The sequence below is a fragment of the Mesorhizobium sp. WSM4807 genome (genome assembly GCF_055811615.1).
Genome location: NZ_JBVVQY010000054.1, coordinates 1 through 18,079, shown reverse-complemented (window position 1 = coordinate 18,079; position 18,079 = coordinate 1). Strand labels below are relative to the sequence as shown.

Annotated in this window: 15 protein-coding genes; 5 read left to right on the top strand and 10 right to left on the bottom strand. The window is 65.1% G+C overall.

All coding sequences use genetic code 11. The features are described 5' to 3' along the window. Positions 1-150: 150 nt before the first annotated feature. The 5 genes from AC0L3N_RS32370 to AC0L3N_RS32350 form a co-directional block, all read right to left on the bottom strand. A complete protein-coding gene (locus AC0L3N_RS32370; RefSeq protein ID WP_123151633.1) occupies positions 151-1,089 on the bottom strand; it encodes an ABC transporter substrate-binding protein in 939 nt (312 codons plus the stop codon). A 78-nt stretch (positions 1,090-1,167) separates the two neighbouring features. Next, the gene (locus AC0L3N_RS32365) at positions 1,168-2,166 is read right to left on the bottom strand and encodes an ABC transporter permease subunit (RefSeq protein ID WP_473551653.1); all 999 of its coding nucleotides are present in this window, start codon (positions 2,164-2,166) and stop codon (positions 1,168-1,170) included. After that, positions 2,163-3,707 (bottom strand): sugar ABC transporter ATP-binding protein, encoded by a 1,545-nt coding sequence (locus tag AC0L3N_RS32360; RefSeq protein ID WP_473551651.1) that lies wholly within the window; start codon positions 3,705-3,707, stop codon positions 2,163-2,165. The genes AC0L3N_RS32365 and AC0L3N_RS32360 overlap by 4 nt, the downstream gene beginning before the upstream one ends. After that, a complete protein-coding gene (locus AC0L3N_RS32355; protein ID WP_473551649.1) occupies positions 3,704-5,083 on the bottom strand; it encodes an FGGY-family carbohydrate kinase in 1,380 nt (459 codons plus the stop codon). Before AC0L3N_RS32355 ends, AC0L3N_RS32360 begins: the two co-directional genes overlap by 4 nt. Then, positions 5,080-5,862, bottom strand: coding sequence for a DeoR/GlpR family DNA-binding transcription regulator (locus tag AC0L3N_RS32350; protein WP_473551647.1), 783 nt, complete (start codon positions 5,860-5,862; stop codon positions 5,080-5,082). The genes AC0L3N_RS32355 and AC0L3N_RS32350 overlap by 4 nt, the downstream gene beginning before the upstream one ends. 196 nt (positions 5,863-6,058) lie before the next feature. Between AC0L3N_RS32350 and AC0L3N_RS32345 the strand changes: the two genes are divergently transcribed. From AC0L3N_RS32345 to ggt, 4 genes are all read left to right on the top strand, one after another. Beyond that, positions 6,059-7,102, top strand: a complete 1,044-nt coding sequence (locus AC0L3N_RS32345) for a class II aldolase/adducin family protein (RefSeq protein WP_473551646.1) — start codon at positions 6,059-6,061, stop codon at positions 7,100-7,102. Between the two features lies 1 nt (position 7,103). Further along, positions 7,104-8,375 (top strand): FGGY-family carbohydrate kinase, encoded by a 1,272-nt coding sequence (locus AC0L3N_RS32340; RefSeq protein WP_473551645.1) that lies wholly within the window; start codon positions 7,104-7,106, stop codon positions 8,373-8,375. Continuing rightward, positions 8,372-9,226, top strand: a complete 855-nt coding sequence (locus AC0L3N_RS32335; RefSeq protein WP_473551643.1) for a TIGR01459 family HAD-type hydrolase — start codon at positions 8,372-8,374, stop codon at positions 9,224-9,226. Before AC0L3N_RS32340 ends, AC0L3N_RS32335 begins: the two co-directional genes overlap by 4 nt. Positions 9,227-9,354: 128 nt before the next feature. Next, positions 9,355-10,941 (top strand): gamma-glutamyltransferase, encoded by a 1,587-nt coding sequence (ggt, locus tag AC0L3N_RS32330; protein WP_473551642.1) that lies wholly within the window; start codon positions 9,355-9,357, stop codon positions 10,939-10,941. Here the strand turns inward: ggt and AC0L3N_RS32325 are convergent. From AC0L3N_RS32325 to AC0L3N_RS32305, 5 genes are all read right to left on the bottom strand, one after another. After that, a complete protein-coding gene (locus AC0L3N_RS32325; protein ID WP_473551640.1) occupies positions 10,935-11,738 on the bottom strand; it encodes an ABC transporter ATP-binding protein in 804 nt (267 codons plus the stop codon). The two genes, ggt and AC0L3N_RS32325, sit on opposite strands and share 7 nt — an antisense overlap. Further along, positions 11,735-12,754, bottom strand: coding sequence for an ABC transporter ATP-binding protein (locus tag AC0L3N_RS32320; protein WP_473551639.1), 1,020 nt, complete (start codon positions 12,752-12,754; stop codon positions 11,735-11,737). The genes AC0L3N_RS32325 and AC0L3N_RS32320 overlap by 4 nt, the downstream gene beginning before the upstream one ends. Next, positions 12,751-13,581, bottom strand: coding sequence for an ABC transporter permease (locus tag AC0L3N_RS32315; protein WP_473551638.1), 831 nt, complete (start codon positions 13,579-13,581; stop codon positions 12,751-12,753). The genes AC0L3N_RS32320 and AC0L3N_RS32315 overlap by 4 nt, the downstream gene beginning before the upstream one ends. Beyond that, positions 13,578-14,564: an ABC transporter permease gene (locus AC0L3N_RS32310; RefSeq protein ID WP_473551636.1), complete on the bottom strand. Its 987-nt coding sequence runs from the start codon at positions 14,562-14,564 to the stop codon at positions 13,578-13,580. Before AC0L3N_RS32310 ends, AC0L3N_RS32315 begins: the two co-directional genes overlap by 4 nt. 291 nt (positions 14,565-14,855) lie before the next feature. After that, the gene (locus tag AC0L3N_RS32305) at positions 14,856-16,466 is read right to left on the bottom strand and encodes an ABC transporter substrate-binding protein (protein ID WP_473551635.1); all 1,611 of its coding nucleotides are present in this window, start codon (positions 16,464-16,466) and stop codon (positions 14,856-14,858) included. Positions 16,467-16,743: 277 nt separating this feature from the next. Between AC0L3N_RS32305 and AC0L3N_RS32300 the strand changes: the two genes are divergently transcribed. Next, positions 16,744-17,934: a M24 family metallopeptidase gene (locus tag AC0L3N_RS32300; RefSeq protein ID WP_473551633.1), complete on the top strand. Its 1,191-nt coding sequence runs from the start codon at positions 16,744-16,746 to the stop codon at positions 17,932-17,934. Positions 17,935-18,079 lie beyond the last annotated feature (145 nt).

Genomic DNA, 18,079 nt, shown 5'->3' with positions numbered 1-18,079 from the left:
CCCCCCCCCCCCCCCCCCCCCCCCCCCCCCCCCCCCCCCCCCCCCCCACCCCCCCCCCCCCCCCCCCCCCCCCCCCCGCCCCCCCCCCCCCCCCCCCCCCGCGCCCCCCCCCCCCCCCCCCCCCCCCCCACCAGCCTTGGGAGGCTTTAGCTAGCGGGCCGCGGTCCAGCCCTTGTAGTCCTTCAGGTTCTCGGCCGTGATCAGCTGCGGGTCGAGCAGCACCGTCGCCTCGGCCGGCTTTTTGCCGGCAAGCACTTCAGCCGCCATCTGCAGCGATTGGCCAGCCATGACGTAAGGATCCTGCGAGGCCGAGGCCTTGATCATCGACGTGCCGGACGAGAGTTCCTTCTCGATATCGGGCGCGCCGTCGACCGCGGTGAAGATGAACTCCGAGCGGTTGAGCTGCTTGGCCGCAAGCTGGGCGCCGATCGCCGTCGGATCGTTGATCGCGAACACGGCATCGATCTTGTCGAAGCGGGTCAGCAGTGACTGGAACACCTTCAGCCCGCCGTCGCGCGAGCCTTCGGCGTTCTGGTCGTCGGAGAGGATCTTGATATCCGGGTGTTTTGCCAGCACGTCCTTGCAGCCCTTCACCCGCTCCAGGATCGACGACGATGCCGGGCCGTTCAGGATGACATAGTCACCCTTGCCACCGGTTTGGTCGACGAGGTACTGGCAGGCCGCTTCGCCGGCCTTGACGTTGTTGGTCATCACGGTGACGTCGGCGCCCGGCGCCGAGACGTCGAACGCGGCAACAACGATGCCCGCCGCTTGCGCCTTCTTGACCGCCGGTGCGATCGCCTTGGCATCGACGGCGTTGAGCATGATCACGTCGACGCCGGCCGCGATGAAGGAGTCGACCTGCGAGACCTGCTTGTTGAGGTCGTAGTCGGCCGACACCGATGTCACCTCGACATTCGGGTTGATTTTCCTCGCCGCGTCCTCGATGCCCTTGATGGTGGCGACGAAGAACGGGTTGCCGAGCAGGCCGACCGAGATGCCGACCTTGTTCAGATCCTTGGCCGAAGCCGGTGCGATGGCGACGGCCGCAAGGGCAACGCCGCAGAGCAGTTTAGCGATGGTCTTCATTCTTTTCCTCCTGATGCCCCGCGCCTCTCACGGTGCGTTACATGAAACCGGGTCGTTGACGCCGGCGACTAAGGTCAATCACGTTCTTGCTCCTGCCTGGAGCCTGTAGCGGTCGAGGGCGACCGCCACGATGATCACCAATCCCTTGATGATGTACTGCCAGATGTCGGAAACGCCGGCCAGGATGAGCCCGTTGGAGAGCACCGCTATGATCAGCCCGCCGATCAGCGTGCCCCAAATCGAGCCGACGCCGCCGACGAAGCTGGTGCCGCCGAGAATGACCGCGGCAATGGCGTCGAGTTCGTAGGACTGCCCAAGCTGCAGCCCGTTGGCCGCATAGAGCCGGGCCGCCGACATGGCGCCGCCAACACCGGCCAGAAGGCCTGAAACGCCATAGACGAAGAGCAGCACCAGCGGCACCTTGATGCCGGTGAGGCGGGCGGCCTCGGCATTGCCGCCGACGGCATAGATCCAGGTGCCGAGCACGGTGCGCTTGAGCACCAGCCAGGACAGCACCACGACCGACAGAGCGATGATGACCAGCCAGGGGATGCCGAACAGCGAACCGTTGCCGATGAAGTCGAACGGCAGGTCCGAGTTGAACACCGTGGTGTCCTGGCCGAGCAGGCGGGCGACCCCGCGCACGGCGGTCAGCGAACCCAGCGTAACGATGAAGGGCGGCAGCTTGATATAGGCGACGAGCAGTCCGTTGATGACGCCGAAGCCGAGGCCGACCAGAATGGCCGCCGGCACGCCGAGCATGCCCCACTCCGGCACCAGCGACACCATCACCGCCACCATCGCCGATGCGGCAAGGATGGAGCCGACGGACAGGTCGACGCCGCCGGTCAGGATGACGAAGGTCATGCCGGCCGCAAGCACGATGTTGATCGACGACTGCTGGGTTACGATCAACAGGTTGGTCTCGGTGAGGAAGCGCGGGTTCATGACCTGGAAGCCTGCCGCCAAAAGGATCAGGACCGGCAGCATGCCAAGGGCGGCGAAGGCGGTGCGCAGCCGCCGGCTCCTGCCGACAGCCTGGTCGCCCGCGCTCATCTCGGTTGCCTTGTCGGTCATCCCTTGGCCGCTCCCGTTGCAAGTTCCATGATCGCTTCCTGACTGAGCGGCTGGCCTGCGGACGCTGTCACCTCGCCTGATATGGTGCCGTCGCGCATCACCAGAACGCGGTCGGCGACGCCGATCACCTCCGGCAGTTCGCTGGAGATCATCAGGATGGCGATGCCCTTCTTGGCGAGATCGTCGATCAGCCGGTAGATTTCCGACTTCGCCCCGACATCGACGCCGCGTGTTGGCTCGTCGAGGATGAGAACCCGCGGTTCGGTTTCGAGCAGGCGGGCGAGCAGCACCTTCTGCTGGTTGCCGCCCGACAGCGAGCCGGCATTGGCCTGCAACGACCTGGTGCGGAGGGAGAGTTCGGAAACGGCCTTGGCGGCACGCCTTTCGGCCGTCGCGAAGTCGCGCAAGCCTCCGGCCTGCGCATCCCTTGCGAGCACGCCCATGCTGATATTGTCGGAAATCGACATGTCGAGGAACAGACCGAGTTCCTTGCGGTCTTCGGTAAGATAGGCAATGCCGGCATTCAGCGCCTCGCGCGGCGAGCCGATGGATATGGACTTGCCGTCGAGTTCCAGCGTGCCTGATGTGTGCCTGTCGGCGCCGAAGATCAGCCGTGCGAGCTCGGTGCGGCCCGAACCGACAAGGCCCGCCAGCGCCAGCACTTCGCCCTTGTGCAGGTCGAAGGAACAGTCCTTCAGGAGATTGCCATCCGACATGCCGCGCACCGACAATGCGATCGCTCGGTTGCTGTCCGGCGGGCGGTGATCTTTTTTGTAGAAGGCGGACAGGTCACGGCCGACCATCATCGAAACGAGGCGCGAGGCGTTCAGATCGGCGCGATCGAGCGTGCCGACATAGCCGCTGTCGCGGAGCACGCTGACGCGGTCGGCAAGCTGGTAGACCTCTTCCATGCGGTGGCTGATGTAGATGATGGCGATGCCCTGCGACTTCAGCGTCGCAATCACCTCGAACAGCCTGTCCGTCTCGCGCGAGGTCAGCGACGTCGTCGGCTCGTCCATGACGATGATGCGCGCGCTGGTCGACAGCGCGCGAGCGATCTCGACCATCTGGCGCTCGCCGAGCGACAGGCTGGAGACAAGGGCGCGTGCCGAGAAGGAGACGCCGAGCTGCGCGATGATTTCCTTGGCGCGCCGGTTGCACTGGTCGCGGTCGACGATGCCGAACCGTCTCGGTTCGTTGCCGAGGAAGATGTTCTGCGCGACCGTCAGGTTGGGCGCCAGCGACAGCTCCTGATAGATGACCGCGATGCCGTTGGCGCGTGCCTTGATCGGGTCGCCGGTCGCGACCGGCGTGCCGTCGATCAGGATGTCGCCGCCGGGATCTGGCCGATAGGCGCCGGACAGCACCTTCATCAGCGTCGACTTGCCGGCGCCGTTTTCGCCCATCAGCGCGTGCAGTTCGCCGGCGTGCACGGTCAGCGACACATCCTGCAAGGCGCGGATCGGGCCGAACGTCTTGGAGATGTGCCGCATCTCCAGCACCGGCTGGCGCACTGTTTCGATTCGGGCGGCGGCGGTCATCGCGTGCCTCCCGCTGCTGCACCAACGATGCCTCGGTCGGCGGAAAGGCCGCGCCAGCTGTCGCGATAGAAGGCAAGCCCGGTGAGGCTTGAAGCACGAACAGGCTCCGGCGCCTCGGCGGCAAATTCGCGTCCAACACTCTCGAAGGCGAGAGCCGCCGCTCCAGTGGCGCTGCCCTCCAGCGTGGCGCCCTGCATGAAGGCCTGGCCTGGACGCAGCTGCGCCAGCAGGCTGACGAGCAGGCCGCCACTGTTCAGCCCGCCATCGACGATTATGGTGTTGTTCGAATGGATCAGGTCGAGACACAGATCGACCATCAGCGCGACATAGAGCAGCGCCACGGCCGCGCGCTCCTCCGCGGTGGGTGTGCGCCCGACCAATTCGCCGGGATGGCCAGGCATCGGCCCGCCTGGCGCGAAGCTCGGCAGCGCCATGATGCCGGCGTCGATCACCTGCTGTACTGTGGAGCGGTCGATTGCACCCTGCCAGCCGGCGCTGATCGTCGCGAATTCGCGCCCGCCCATGAAGCGGATGGTCGGCACCGGGCCACCATCGACATCGACATTGACCAGCATGTCGCGATCGCGATCGAGCGCGTCGAGCGGGCAGTCCGGATTGAGCACGACGACCCAGGTGCCGGTCGAGACCACAGTGACCGGCCCAAGCTCCTGGCGGCGATAGGCATGGAGCGCCGCATTGCTGTCATGGACACCGTTGTGGATGGCGATCGGCCGCGCCGCCTCGCCGAAGCGCTGCTCGCCGATGACCGCGCCGGCACGCTCGAAGGCGGGCATCTGGCCGCGCCAGCCTTCGGCGTCGACCAAAGAGCTGAAATCACGTTTGCGCGGCGCCCACAGATGCGAGTGGCAGCCGAGATAGGACACCTCCGAGACCGCCCGGCCACCAAAGCGCCAGCTCCAGTACTGGGGATAACCGAGGATCGATTTGGTGGCGGCGAACACGCTTGGTTGCACCGTCTTCAGCCACAGCATGTGGCGACCATAGTTGAAGCCGAGCGGCAGGCGCGGCGAGAAGGTCTCGGCAAAATCCGGAATGCGGCGATCGATCTGCGCAGCAAGCTCGGCCGGGGGCTCCTGCTCGTAGTCGAGGATCGGATGCGTCAGCGCCGCATCGTCGACCAAGGCAAAGGTGCAGCCATGGCCCGATACCATCAAACCCTCTATGCCATGGATGTCGACCGCTTCGCCGACGGCGCGCGCCGCCCAATCGTGAAGCGCTGCTTCGTCGAGCACACTGAAGCCGCCTTCGCGCGTCCAGTTCGGCTGGGTCCGGCGCTCACCCAGAATCTGCCCGGCCTGACCGAAGACGAACAGCTTCGAGTTGGTCTTGCCGAAGTCGAGGACAGCCACCCTCACTGGACGGCTCCCGAGGCAGAGGCGATCCGCACCATGACGCCGGCGTTTTCGAGCATGCGTGCGTCGGCATCGGAAAGACCGTCGTCGGTCACCAGCGTGCCGATGCGCGACAAGGGCAGCGCGACGTTGCGCGCATGGATCGACAGTTTGCGGCTGTCGGCCAGCACCACGATCTGGTCGGCGCATAGGCTGAGTTCGGCGATGGAGCGGACCAGCAGCGGATGCGATTCCAGCACGCCCTCCGGGCCGATGCCTTGCGCGCCAAGAAAGAACTTCGATGCGTAGAAAGGCACCGTCTGGGTGAGCGAATGAATGATGCCAGGCTCGCGATGAAGTTCACCCCCGGCAACGGTCAGGCTGCAATGGCCGTGGTCGCTCAAATAGGCCACGAGCGGCATCGAGTTGGTATAGAGCCGGATGTTGCGGTCGGCGAGCTTGACGCCGAGATGGAAGCAGGTCGAACCGCCATGCACGATGACGGCGTCGCCATCGCGCACCAGGGTCGCCGCGAGAGCGGCGATCTGCCGCTTGGCTTCGACCGCGAGATCGCGGTTCTCGTCGTAAGGCCTGGCATAGGCGACGCCCGCCTGCGAAGCGCCATCGAGCGCCGAGATGCCGCCATAGACCTTCCGTGCTTCGCCGGCCTCGTCGATCTTGTCGATGTCGCGCCGCACCGTCGCAGCCGACACGCCGAGCCGCTCCTGCAGCTCGCGCACCGAGGCGAAAGGGCGGTCCCGCAACAAGTCGACGATCTGACGCTGGCGGCCGGAGTCGCTCAACGGATACCCTCCCGAAATGCCATTTTGCCACGGCAATTGGTGCAACTTACTCAATGCGGATCAGATTGCAAGCTAGATTGACGAGATAAGATCACTATTGACGTAACTTACTCGCATCTGCGATACCAGCGTCATTCGTTATCCCGGCTACGGGATCCAAAGCCGTGGCTAGGGGCCGGTTTGTGAAGGAGTTTCGATGGCAATCAATGCGGATGCGCAGGAACTGGCTGCTTTGCGGTCGCTTTCGGCCAGCATCGGGCGCGACCCGCATTTGACCCAGGCGGCGGGCGGCAACACTTCGCTGAAAGCCGGCGACACGCTCTGGATCAAGGCTTCGGGTACCTGGCTGAAGAATGCGCTCGCCGAGGACATCATGGTTCCCGTGGTGATCCCCCCGCTGCTCAGGGCCGTCGAACAGCGCGACCCGGCCGCCGATCAGCCACAGGCGTTCGCCATCGAGGCGCTCAACATCCGCAAGCTGCGACCCTCGATCGAGACCACGGTTCACGCGCTGATGCCGCAGCGCGTCGTTCTGCATGTCCACTGCGTCGACACCATTTCGCTTGCCGTGCAGGCCGACTGCGAGGCTCAAATCGCCAAGCGCCTGGATGGCCTCGAATGGGCGTATGTCCGTTATCTCCGGCCGGGCCTGCCGCTTGCCCAGGGCATTGCCGAGCGCCTTCGGCCTGGGGTCGATGTGCTGATCCTTGCCAATCACGGCCTGGTCGTCGCAGCCGAGACCGTCGCCGGCGCCGAGGCGCTGCTGCGTCGCGTCACACGACTTCTGGCGCGGCCGCCCCGTAAGGTGGCGGAGCCCAACCTTGTTGCATTGACGGAACTCATCGGACGCACCGGGTACAGATTGCCGGCGGATATCGAAGCGCATGCCGTCGCGATCGATCCTGAAAGCTGCCGCATGGCGTCTGGGGGCAGCCTCTATCCCGATCACGTCATCTTTCTCGGCCAGGGTTCGGTCGTGGCGAGGTCCGGCGAGGACGTTATGCGTGTCACCGAACGGTGCGGCACGGCACCCGCGGCAATTTTGTTTCCCGGGCTTGGCGTGCTAATGCGCGGCGACGCCAGTCCCGGCGCCGATGCCATGCAACGCTGCCTCGCCGACGTGACGGCGCGGGTCGACGTCGCGGCGAAGCTGAACTATCTGACCGCCGCCGAGAATGACGAGCTGATCAACTGGGACGCCGAGCAGTATCGCCAGAAACTCAATGCTGCTGGCGGCTGACATGGCGCTTTCAATCGGTATCGACATCGGCACATCAGGCACGCGCGCCGTCGCTATGCGGCCGGACTTTTCGATTGCCGCGCGTTCCGCCGTTCCACTCGACAGATTTGGCCAGAACGCCCGCGACCCCTCGGTATGGTGGTCAGCGATCGGCGCGGCGCTGACGGAACTGCTTTCAGGCATCGATCGCGCGACGGTCCGGTCGATCGCCGTCGACGGCACTTCGGGCACGTTGCTGCCGGTCGACGGCGCCGGCCGGCCGCTGGCCGAGCCGCTGATGTACAACGACAAGGTCGATGACGACGCCATTCTGGCCGTGATCGCGCGCGAGGCGCCGGCAGCGAGCGCAGCACGTGGGGCGACGTCAGGTCTCGCCAAGGCGCTGTGGTTCCGGCGCCAGCCCGAGGTTGTCGCGGTGCTGCATCAGGCCGACTGGATCGCGGGACAGTTCTCCGGCCGCTTCGACGCCAGCGACGAGAACAATGCCCTGAAAACCGGCTACGACGTCGAGGCGCGGCACTGGCCGGACTGGATCGCGGCGACCGGCATGCGGATGGACTTTCTTCCTCGTGTCGTCAAGCCGGGCGACGTCACGGGAACGCTCACTGCGAGCGCAGCGGACCTGTTCGGCCTAGCGCGCGACGTCGCCGTGGTCGCTGGGACGACCGATGGCTGCGCGTCGTTCCTGGCGACGGGCGCTGCGGCAGTTGGCGACGGCGTCACCGCGCTGGGGTCTTCGCTGACTATAAAGATCCTCTCCGACCGGCCGATCTCGGCGCCGCAGTTCGGCATCTACAGCCACCGGTTGGGAGATGCCTATCTGGCCGGTGGTGCGTCGAATTCGGGCGGCAAGGTGCTGGCGCAGCATTTTTCTCTTGCGCGCATCATCGAGTTGAGTGCGGCGATCGATCCCATGACCGAGACCGGTCTCGATTACTATCCGCTTGCCGCGGTCGGCGAACGCTTTCCGATCGCCGATCCTGCTCTGCCGCCACGTCTGACGCCGCGGCCGGCGGACGACGCCGACTATCTGAAAGCTATGTTGGAGGGCATTGCCGAGATCGAGGCGCTCGGCTATCGCCGGCTTGCCGAGCTCGGCGCGCCTCGGCTGCTCTCGGTGAGAAGTGTCGGCGGCGGTGCGGCAAATCCCGCCTGGACCGCGATTCGGCAGCGCAAGCTGGGCGTCGATTTTCTGCCGGCGCTTTCGGACGAGGCGGCCGCCGGCACGGCGCGGCTGGCGCTGATGGGCGCAATCGCAGCGGGGCTGTTGTGAGCACGAAAACGGTCGAACATCTCGACGGCATCGGAGCGCTGGTCGAGCGCTATCAGGTGTTCCTGCTCGATCAGTTCGGCGTGCTGCACGATGGTACGAACCCCTATCCCGGCGCTGTGGAGGCATTGTCGGCACTGAAGCGGGCAGGCAGGACGATCGTGCTGGTCTCGAACTCCGGCAGGCGGGCGCGGCCCAATGAGGCCCGGTTGCTGAAGCTCGGCTTCGAACCAGGAAGCTGGGACCAATTTGTCTCTTCCGGCGAGATCGCGTGGCGGTCCTTTCACGAAATGGCGGTATCCGGAACGCTGCGCCCAAACACAAAGTGCCTGCTGATCAGCCGCGAAGGCGACCGCTCGGCGATTGAAGGCCTGCCTTTCGCGTTGACCGGGGACGGCGACGATGCCGAGTTGGTGCTGATCGCCGCCAGCGAGGGCGATCGCTACGACATCGAGCACTATCGCAGACTTTTTGCACCGGCAGCGATGCGGCATGTGCCGTGCTTCTGCACCAATCCCGACAAGATCATGCTGACCGCCGTGGGGCCGCGTTTTGGCGCAGGTCAGCTTGCGGATCTCTACGAGAGCCTCGGCGGCAGCGTCACCCGCATCGGCAAGCCCTACGCCCCGATCTTCGACGCCGCGCTGGCGCTGGCGGGCAACCCGGACCGCAGCACCGTGGTTTGTGTCGGCGACAGCGTCGAACACGATATCGCTGGTGGAATTGGCGCCGGCGTGGCGACTGCGCTGGTCTTGTCCGGAATATTGGCGGATACCCCTGACCTGGCCAAGATTTTCGACAAACTGGACGCCTTCCCCGATTACACCACGGATAGTTTCAAATTCGCTGATTGAGATCGGCAGCTTTCGAGGGTTGAGCGCTGCCATAGTGATCGTTCCGTCGTTCGTGCTGCTTTCGGTGGCGCAGCCCTTTGGCTGCTGTTGCCAGTTCACAACTGGTTGGTCAGAGGCTATTGAACTGCATGCGTGATTTCCAACTCCCCGGGCGCTCGCCGGTTCGTGCGACGGAAGCGATGGCCGCGACATCGCACCCTCTGGCGACGCTGGCGGCGATCGAGATGCTGCGGTCCGGCGGCAACGCGATGGACGCAGCCGTCTGCGCGGCTGCGGTGCAGGCGGTGGTCGAGCCGCAGTCGACGGGTATCGGCGGCGACTGTTTCGTCCTCTACTGTCCCAACGGCCAAGGCGAGGTTCTGGCCTTCAACGGCTCCGGCCGCGCACCGGCAGCAGCAGAGGCGCAGTGGTATCTGGACAGGGGGCATGACGAACTGCCTGAGTCCGGTCCGCACGCGGTCACCGTGCCGGGCGCCGTCGACGCCTGGTGCCGGCTGCTCGAGGATCACGGCAGAAAGGGCATCGACGCCGCGCTCGCACCCGCCATACGTTACGCCGAACAGGGCTACGTCGTCCAAGACCGCGTGGCCTTCGACTGGGCTGAAAGTGCTGCCTTGCTGGCCGCCGACGAACATGCCGCGCGGATTTTTCTGCCGGATGGAAAGGCGCCGCTGGCCGGCGAGCTGCACCGGCAGCCGCAACTGGCCGATACCTTGCGCATCGTCTCGCGCCGCGGTCGTGCCGGCTTCTATGAAGGCGAGGTCGCCGACGACATGGTGTCGCGTCTGCGCGCGCTTGGCGGGCTGCATGCGCTCGAGGATTTTGCGGCCACGAAGGGCGACTATGTCAGGCCGGTCGGCACATCCTACCGGGGCTACGACATCCATCAGATGCCGCCGAACAACCAGGGGCTGACGGCACTGATCATGCTGAATGTGCTGTCGGGCTTTTCGCTCGGCTCCCTGGAGCCGAACGGCGGCGAGCGCTTTCATCTCGAGATCGAGGCGGGGCGGCTTGCCTATCAGGACCGCGACGATTTCATCGGCGACCAGAACCACGTCCATGTTCCCGTAGAGCAGTTGTTGTCGAGATACCATGCGGACAAGCTTCGCGCCGAGATCGATCCGGCGCGCGCGATGACGCATCTGCCTCGGCTTGAGCTTCAGCCGAGCGATACCGTCTACATCTCGGTGGTCGACCGCGACCGTAATGCAGTCAGCTTCATCAACTCGACCTTTTATTCGTTCGGCAGCGGGGTGGTCGGTCCCAGGACCGGTGTCGTCCTGCAGAACCGCGGCAGCAGCTTCCGCCTGGCGGCGGACCATCCAAACCGCATCGCCCCGGGAAAACGCCCGATGCACACCATTATGCCTGGCATGGTGACAGCCAAGGGCCGGGTGGTCATGCCATTCGGCGTGATGGGCGGCGGCTACCAGCCTTTCGGCCATGTCCACCTGCTCACCAACATGATCGATTTCGGCATGGACCCGCAGGAGGCGCTGGATGCGCCACGCGTGTTCTACAGACAGGATACGGTGGAGGCGGAGCGTGGCGTTCCGGCCGATGCAATCGCCGGCCTGCGTGAGCGAGGCCACCAGCTGTCGATCGCGACCGAGCCGCATGGCGGCGGCCAGCTGGTGCTGATCGACTGGGACAAGGGTACGCTTACCGGCGCCTCCGATCCACGAAAGGACGGTTGCGCGCTGGGTTACTGACGATCGGCCGCGCCCTGCGTGCTGGTCCTGTTCAGTTTTGGCGCTGCCGCCACCAGCGCCTTGCCGATCGCCGACTGCGGGGCACCGATGACCGCACGGGCGTTGCCGCTCTCGGCGACGCGGCCGGCATCGAGAATGACGACACGATGAGCGATGGCGCTGATGACGCCAAGATCATGCGAAATGAATAGATAGGCGATCCGTTCCTCGCGTTGCAGATCGAGCAGCAATTGCAGGATCTGCCGGCGCACCGATACGTCGAGCGCCGACACTGCCTCATCGAGCACGATCAGCGACGGCTTTGTGGCGATGGCGCGAGCAATCGCTATACGCTGGCGCTGGCCGCCCGAGATCTCGTGGATGGCGCGGCCGGCGAGATCAGCGCTCAAGCCGACACGCTCGAGCAGAGCAGCGATGCGGTGCGGGCGCTCCGGTCGAGAGGCGACGCCATGGATGCGCAAAGGATCGTCAAGCACGCGCGCTACCATGGCGCGCGGGTTGAAGGCGGCGAGCGGGTCCTGGAACACCATTTGCAAACGCGCGCGCCGTGCGCGCAAGGCAGCGCCGTTCAGGGACAGGAAATCGCCGCCCTCGAACTCGATATGGCCGGCGTCCGGTTCGATCAGCCGCAGCACCAGCCTGGCGATCGTCGACTTGCCGCTGCCGGACGGCCCGGCCAGCGCCAGCGTCTCGCCGGGCTCGATGTGGAAGGAAATGTCATCGACGGCGGCGATCGTCTTGCCGCCGCGACGATATCGTTTGGTCAGGCCGGAAACGGCCAGCAATGGACTGCTCACCTCGTCGCTCCTGCCTGCCGCAGCAGCGGTTCGGCGTCGAGGCCGAGATGGGCGTCGAGCAGCGCTCTTGTGTAGGCGTGGCGCGGGGTAGCGACGATCTGCGTCGTCGCGCCGAATTCGACCAACTCGCCGTGCCGGAATACGGCGATGCGCTCGGCCAGTTCGGCGGCCAACGCGATGTCGTGGCTGACGAACAGCAGCGTCATGCCGTCCTCGGCCACCAATTGCCGGATCAGCGCGACGATCTCGGCCTGCACGATTGTGTCGAGCGCGCTGGTCGCCTCGTCGGCGATCAGCAGTTTCGGACCGGCCGCGATCGCTGCGGCGATCGCCACGCGCTGTTTTTGGCCACCGGAAAGCTGGTGCGGGTAGGCGTGCAAAGCGGCGTCCGGGTCGGGCAGGCGGACGCGTTCGAGCAGGGTTTTTGCCTTGGCATAGGATTGCGACCAAGTAAGGCCGAGATGCGTGTGCGCGACTTCCGCGACCTGCTCACCGATCGCCATTACCGGATCGAGGCTGGCCGACGGATCCTGGAAGACGAAGCCGATGTCGCGGCCACCGAGTGGGCTGTGGCTGGGTTTGGCGGCGGATTTTTGAGCTTTGCGTTCCATGAGGCCCCCCTCTGTCCTGCCGGACATCTCCTCCTCAAGGGGGGAGATTGCGCTGTCATTTCCGCTTTCGCCAATCTCCAAGGCTGCAGGGGGAGTGCCGGCGACGGAACTGCCGATCTCCCCCCTTGTGGGGGAAATGTCCGGCAGGACAGAGGGGGGCGCGAAGGAATGAGGCGATCGAAGGTTCGGTAACTTCCACTCTATCGTTCCGTCGATTCTGGCGGAACCCGGCAGCAGCCCGGCAACGGCCAGCGCCAGCGTGCTCTTGCCCGAACCGCTCTCGCCGATGATGGCGAAGCGTTCGCCGGCGGCGACATCGAGGCTGACATGGTTCAGCGCCGCCACCTCGCTGCCGTCACGGCGATGGGTCACCGTCAGATCGCGGATCGAAAGCAGCGCCGTCACGACAGGCTCCTTCTCACCGCCGTTGTCTCGACGACGCCTTCACCGGCGAGATAGACGCCGAGCACGGTCAGCACGAGTGCTACGCCCGGAATGATTGACAGGAAGGGCGCGGTGCGCAGCACGGCGCGACCTTCGGCGATCATGCCGCCCCAGGTCACGCGGTTTGGGTCGCCGAGGCCGAGAAACGAGAGGGCCGCTTCGGTGAGGATCGCGGCGGCGACGATCACCGACGACAGCGCCAGCACCGGCGGCAATGCGTTGGGCAGCACTTCGCGAAAGGCGATCTCGAGCGGATGCATGCCGATGACACGGGCGCCGGCGACAAAATCGCGCTCGCGGATCGACAGGACTTCGGCGCGGGTAACACGCGCCGGCCCCGTCCAGGCGCCAAGCGCGATCGCTGCGACAACAACGCCGAGCGACGGCCCGACGACACTGACGAAAGCCAGCGCCAGCAGGAAGCTCGGCACGGTCTGGAAGGCGTCGGTGATACGCATCAGCACTTCGTCGACGAGACCGCCGGCAAAGCCGGCCAGCGTGCCGACTATTGCGCCGACGGCAAGGGCTGCGGCTGCCGCCGCCAGCCCGACCGCCAGCGAGGTACGGGCGCCGTGGAGAAGCGCGGCCAGCACGTCGCGGCCGAGCCGGTCGGTGCCGAGCGGCAGCGACCAGTCCTGAAAGGGCGGCAGCAATGCCGTCCCGGCAATGGCTTGCGGGTCGCCGGGAAAGAACAGCGGCGCTGTCAGCGCCATGGCGAACAGCACTACCAGGATGATCGCGCCGGCGACCGCTTCCGGCGTGCGAAGAAAGCGGCGAAGCGGGCTCACGCGCTCGCCTCGCTGGCGCCGACGCGCGGATCGAGGAAGGCGTAGGCGATGTCTACAAGAAGATTGATAACGATGACCAGAACGGCGCTGACGAGAATGATGCCGAGCAGCAGCGGCATGTCGCGCGCCGCCACCGCCTCCTGCGCCAGCCGGCCAAGGCCGGGCACCGAGAAGACGCTTTCGATGACGACGCTGCCGCCGAGCATCTGCGCCGATTGCAGGCCGAGCATGGTGACCAGCGGCAACAGCGCGTTGCGGGCGACGTGAGCGAGCACGATGCGGCGGCGGGAAAGCCCCTTGGCGCGAGCGGCGAGCACAAAATCTTGCCGCCAGACCTCGGCCATGCCGGCGCGCATCATGCGCAGATAGAGTGCCAGATAGATGAAGCCGAGTGCGGACACCGGCAGGATGAGATGGCGGGCGATATCGGCCGCGCGGTCGAGGCCGGTCTTGCCCGACGCGATGCTCTCGATGCCGCCGATCGGAAACCAGCGCAGGTCGACGGCAAAAATGATGATCAGCACCAACCCGAGCCAGAAGCCCGGTACCGCATAGAGCGCCAGCGAACCGATCGACAGGAAGCGGTCGCGAAAACTGCCGGGCCTGGCGCCGGCATAGATGCCGAGTGCCGAGCCGAGCCCGAAGGAGAGCGCGGTGGCGCTGCCCATCAACAGCAACGTATTGGGCAGGCGTTCGAGGATGACGTCGCGGATCGGCCGCGAGAAGGTGACCGACTGGCCGAGGTCGAGATGCAGCAGCGCCCAGAGGTAGTTCGCCAGCCGCGTCAACGCCGACTGGTCGAGGCCCCAACGATGGCGCAGCAATTCGATCATGCCGGCGTCGCCGCCGGTCGAGACGATATAGGCGTCGACCGCGTCGCCGGGGGCCGCTTCCAGCAAAAGGAAAGTGCCGATCACGACAATCAGCAGCACGAAGACGCTGCCGACGAGGCGACGGCGAAGGAGGAGAAGCGCGCGGGTCATGGCGCGAAGACATTGGCAGGTGGGCCAATTCTTCTGCGTTGCGTTCTACGGCGCCCCCCTCTGTCCTGCCCTCTTTGCCAAAACTTGGCATCTCCCCCACAAGGAGGGAGATTGGCAGCTTCGGCGTTGCCGGCCGTCTTGCAACGCTGGAGATTGGCGAAAGTGACAATGACAGCCGATCTCCCCCCTCGTGGGGGAGATGTCCGGCAGGACAGAGGGGGGCGCCATAGAGCTCTCATCACCGAAGCTGAGCACCCGGATACACCATGTGCAAGCCTGGAGCGAACCTTGCTAAGCCTCCAGCCAGGTGTCCGCCCAATTCGACACCGCCCAGCGCGGGTTGTTGGCGACGTTCGCAACCGTGTCTCTGATAACGCTGATGAAGCTCCATTCGGCGACATTGATCAGCGGCAGGTCGGCCGCGACCTTTTTCTGAAACTCCTTGTAAAGTTCCGTCCGCACGGCGGGGTCGAGCGTCTCGGATGCTTTGGCGATGAGGGCGTCGAGTTCGTCGTTCTTGTAGCCACCCTGGTTAGAGAACGGCACGCCGTCGGGAATACCGCTCTGCACCAGAATGGTGGTCGAGATCGCGGGGTCGCCGCGGAACACCGGCGGCCCGACCGCAAGGTCGAAGGCGTGGTCGGTGTAGACCGCCTTGATATGCGCGGCCGAGTCGTTGTTGACCAGTTGGGCGTCGATGCCGATGGCGGCGAGCGCCTGGCGCAGATAGTCGCCGAACTGCTTGGTCTCGTTGAAATAGGGCGCCGGCAGCAGCTTCAGCGAAAAGCGCTTGCCGTCGTCACCCCTGTTGTAGCCGGCTTCGTCGAGCAGGGCGTTGGCCTTGGCCACGTCGAAGGCATAGGTCGGCACGTCGGCGGTATAGAACTGCGGATCGTTTTTCGGCACCGGGCCGGTGGCTGTGGCGGCATAGCCTAGGAACACCGTCTTGACGACGAAATCCTTGTCGATGGCGTGGGCGATCGCCTGGCGCACCTTCAGATCGGCCAGTTCCTTGCGGCGATGGTTGATCTCGACGACGAGCTGATAAGTCAGCGCCTCGTAACCCTTGGTGATCACCTTGAGGCCAGGCACTTTGGAGATGCGGTCGAGATCGGCCAAAGGCACGGCGGAAAAGGCGGCGAGCTGGATCTCTTCCGCCTCGAGCGCGCTTGCTGCCGAAGTCCGGTCGGGCAACACCTGGTAAATGATCTCGTCGAGGTAAGGTTGGTCCTTGCCCCAATAGTCGGCATTCTTCTCCAGCCGGTAATATTCGCCTGACTTGTGTTCGGCGAATTTGAACGGGCCGGTGCCGATCGGGGCGCTGTTGGCCGGGTTCTCTTCGATCTTTCCTGTCTCGTAGATGTGCTTCGGCACCACGCTGCTCAGCGCCGGCAAGGCGTTGCGGATCAGCTGGAACGGCGTCGGCTTGGCGAATTTGAACACAGCCGTCAGTTCGTCCGGCGTGTCGACCGCCTCCAGATCCTTGAACACGGTGCGGCCGAGATTCTGCAGCGGCTTCCAGATTTGCAGCGCCGAGAACGCGACGTCGGCGGAGGTGAAGGGTTTGCCGTCATGCCATTTGACGCCTTCGCGCAATTTGAACGTCACCGACAGGCCATCGGCGGCGCCCTCCCAGCCTATCGCCAGGCGCGGGTCGAGCCCGTCCTTGCCGTCAAAGGACGCCTCGGCCAGCGTTTCCACGATTTTGCTCGAGATAAAGAACACACCGTTGGAAGCGACGATCGCCGGGTTGAGGTTGCGCGGCTCGGAATCGGCGGCGACGACCAGCCGCCCGCCTTTCTTCGGCGTCTGTGCCCGACCGATGGTCGGCAGCGCCGTCGAGGCCAGAAGGAATGCCGAACCGGCAAGCACGGTGCGCCTGGAAATCGTGAAATCTGACATGATCGAACTCCGTCCCTCTCAGCCACCCGGCCGGGTGGGCCAATACCCTCGGACGCCGGACGGCATCCTTGCAAGGATGATTATGAGCCTTGCCGAGGGTTTCGCCAGAGACGGATTTGGCGCATCCTCATGTGGCTTTGAAAATTTCGTCCGCTGGACCAGTTACAGGGAAGCGGTTCAATCCGACCTTATCTGGTAGGACCAGGCTTATCTAGTAGGACCAGATGGACACCGCCGGCGATGCGACCGGCCGGCCAGGGAATTCAGGGAGAGAAAGATGAACGTCGCCCCGGGTAAGAATGCCGTCAGCACCATCCCGTTCGACCATGCTAGAGTCGATCGGCTGATGGAGGAGGCCGGTATCGATGTGCTGCTCGCCACCTCCAAGCACAACACGCAATATCTGCTTGGCGGCTACAAGTTCATCTTCTTCGCCGCCATGGATGCGATCGGCCACAGCCGCTATTTGCCCGTTGTAGTCTACGAGAAGGGCGGGCCGGACCACGCCGCGTATATCGGCAACCGCATGGAGGGCGCCGAGCACCAGAACAACCCGTTCTGGACGCCGACCTTGCACGCCGCCTGCTGGGGCACGCTCGACGCCGCCAATCTCGCGGTTGAGCACCTGACCAAAATCGGCAAGGGCAACGCCCGCATCGGTATCGAGCCGGCTTTCCTGCCGTCGGATGCCTACACGCTGATCCGCAAGGCGCTGCCGGACGCCAAGCTTGTCGATGCGACTGATATGCTGGAGCGGATGCGAGCCATCAAGACGGATGCGGAGATGGAGAAGCTGCGCATCGCCTCTGAACTGATCACCGATTCCATGCTGGCGACCATTGCCTGGGCACGTGAAGGCACGACCAAGACCGAGATCATCGAGCAACTCAGGCGCGAGGAGACCAATCGCGGCGCGCATTTCGAATATTGCCTGCTGACGCTGGGCTCCAGCCACAACCGCGCCGGCTCGCCGCAGGCATGGAAGAAGGGCGAGGTGATGTCGATCGATTCCGGCGGCAATTATCACGGCTATATCGGCGACCTCTGTCGCATGGGCATTCTGGGCGAGCCGGATGCCGAACTCGAGGATTTGTTGGCCGAAGTCGAGGCGGTGCAGCAGGCGGCCTTTTCCAAGGTACGTGCCGGCACGCTGGGTGGTGACATGATTTCCTACGCGGAAGGCGTGCTGAAGAAATCCAAGGTCGCGCCCTATACCGATTTCTTTGCCCACGGCATGGGGCTGATCACCCATGAGGCGCCGTTCCTGATGACCAACCATCCGGTGACCTATGAAGGCACCTATGCCGAAAAGCCGCTGGAGAAAAACATGGTGCTCTCGGTCGAGACGACGATGCTTCACCCGACGCGCGGCTTCATCAAGCTGGAGGACACGGTGGCGGTCACCGAGACTGGCTACGTCATGTTCGGCGACCGGGGCAGGGGCTGGAACCGGGGCGGGGTGGCATAATCTCCCGCAATGGGCGGCGCCGCCCCGCCTACCCCGGCCGGCCCCATATACCCCGTTTTGGCGGGGGGGAGGGGCCATGGCGCCGCCGGGGGGGGTTTTGTTGCACACGTGGGTATGGGGGAAACCGCCACCACGGGGGCCATTT

What these genes read in the sequence shown, in the direction of transcription:
- AC0L3N_RS32370 (WP_123151633.1), bottom strand. Translation starts at nt 1,089, where the DNA reads ATGAAGACCATCGCTAAACTGCTCTGCGGCGTTGCCCTTGCGGCCGTC.
- AC0L3N_RS32365 (WP_473551653.1), bottom strand. Translation starts at nt 2,166, where the DNA reads ATGACCGACAAGGCAACCGAGATGAGCGCGGGCGACCAGGCTGTCGGC.
- AC0L3N_RS32360 (WP_473551651.1), bottom strand. Translation starts at nt 3,707, where the DNA reads ATGACCGCCGCCGCCCGAATCGAAACAGTGCGCCAGCCGGTGCTGGAG.
- AC0L3N_RS32345 (WP_473551646.1), top strand. Translation starts at nt 6,059, where the DNA reads ATGGCAATCAATGCGGATGCGCAGGAACTGGCTGCTTTGCGGTCGCTT.
- AC0L3N_RS32340 (WP_473551645.1), top strand. Translation starts at nt 7,104, where the DNA reads ATGGCGCTTTCAATCGGTATCGACATCGGCACATCAGGCACGCGCGCC.
- ggt (WP_473551642.1), top strand. Translation starts at nt 9,355, where the DNA reads ATGCGTGATTTCCAACTCCCCGGGCGCTCGCCGGTTCGTGCGACGGAA.
- AC0L3N_RS32310 (WP_473551636.1), bottom strand. Translation starts at nt 14,564, where the DNA reads ATGACCCGCGCGCTTCTCCTCCTTCGCCGTCGCCTCGTCGGCAGCGTC.
- AC0L3N_RS32305 (WP_473551635.1), bottom strand. Translation starts at nt 16,466, where the DNA reads ATGTCAGATTTCACGATTTCCAGGCGCACCGTGCTTGCCGGTTCGGCA.
- AC0L3N_RS32300 (WP_473551633.1), top strand. Translation starts at nt 16,744, where the DNA reads ATGAACGTCGCCCCGGGTAAGAATGCCGTCAGCACCATCCCGTTCGAC.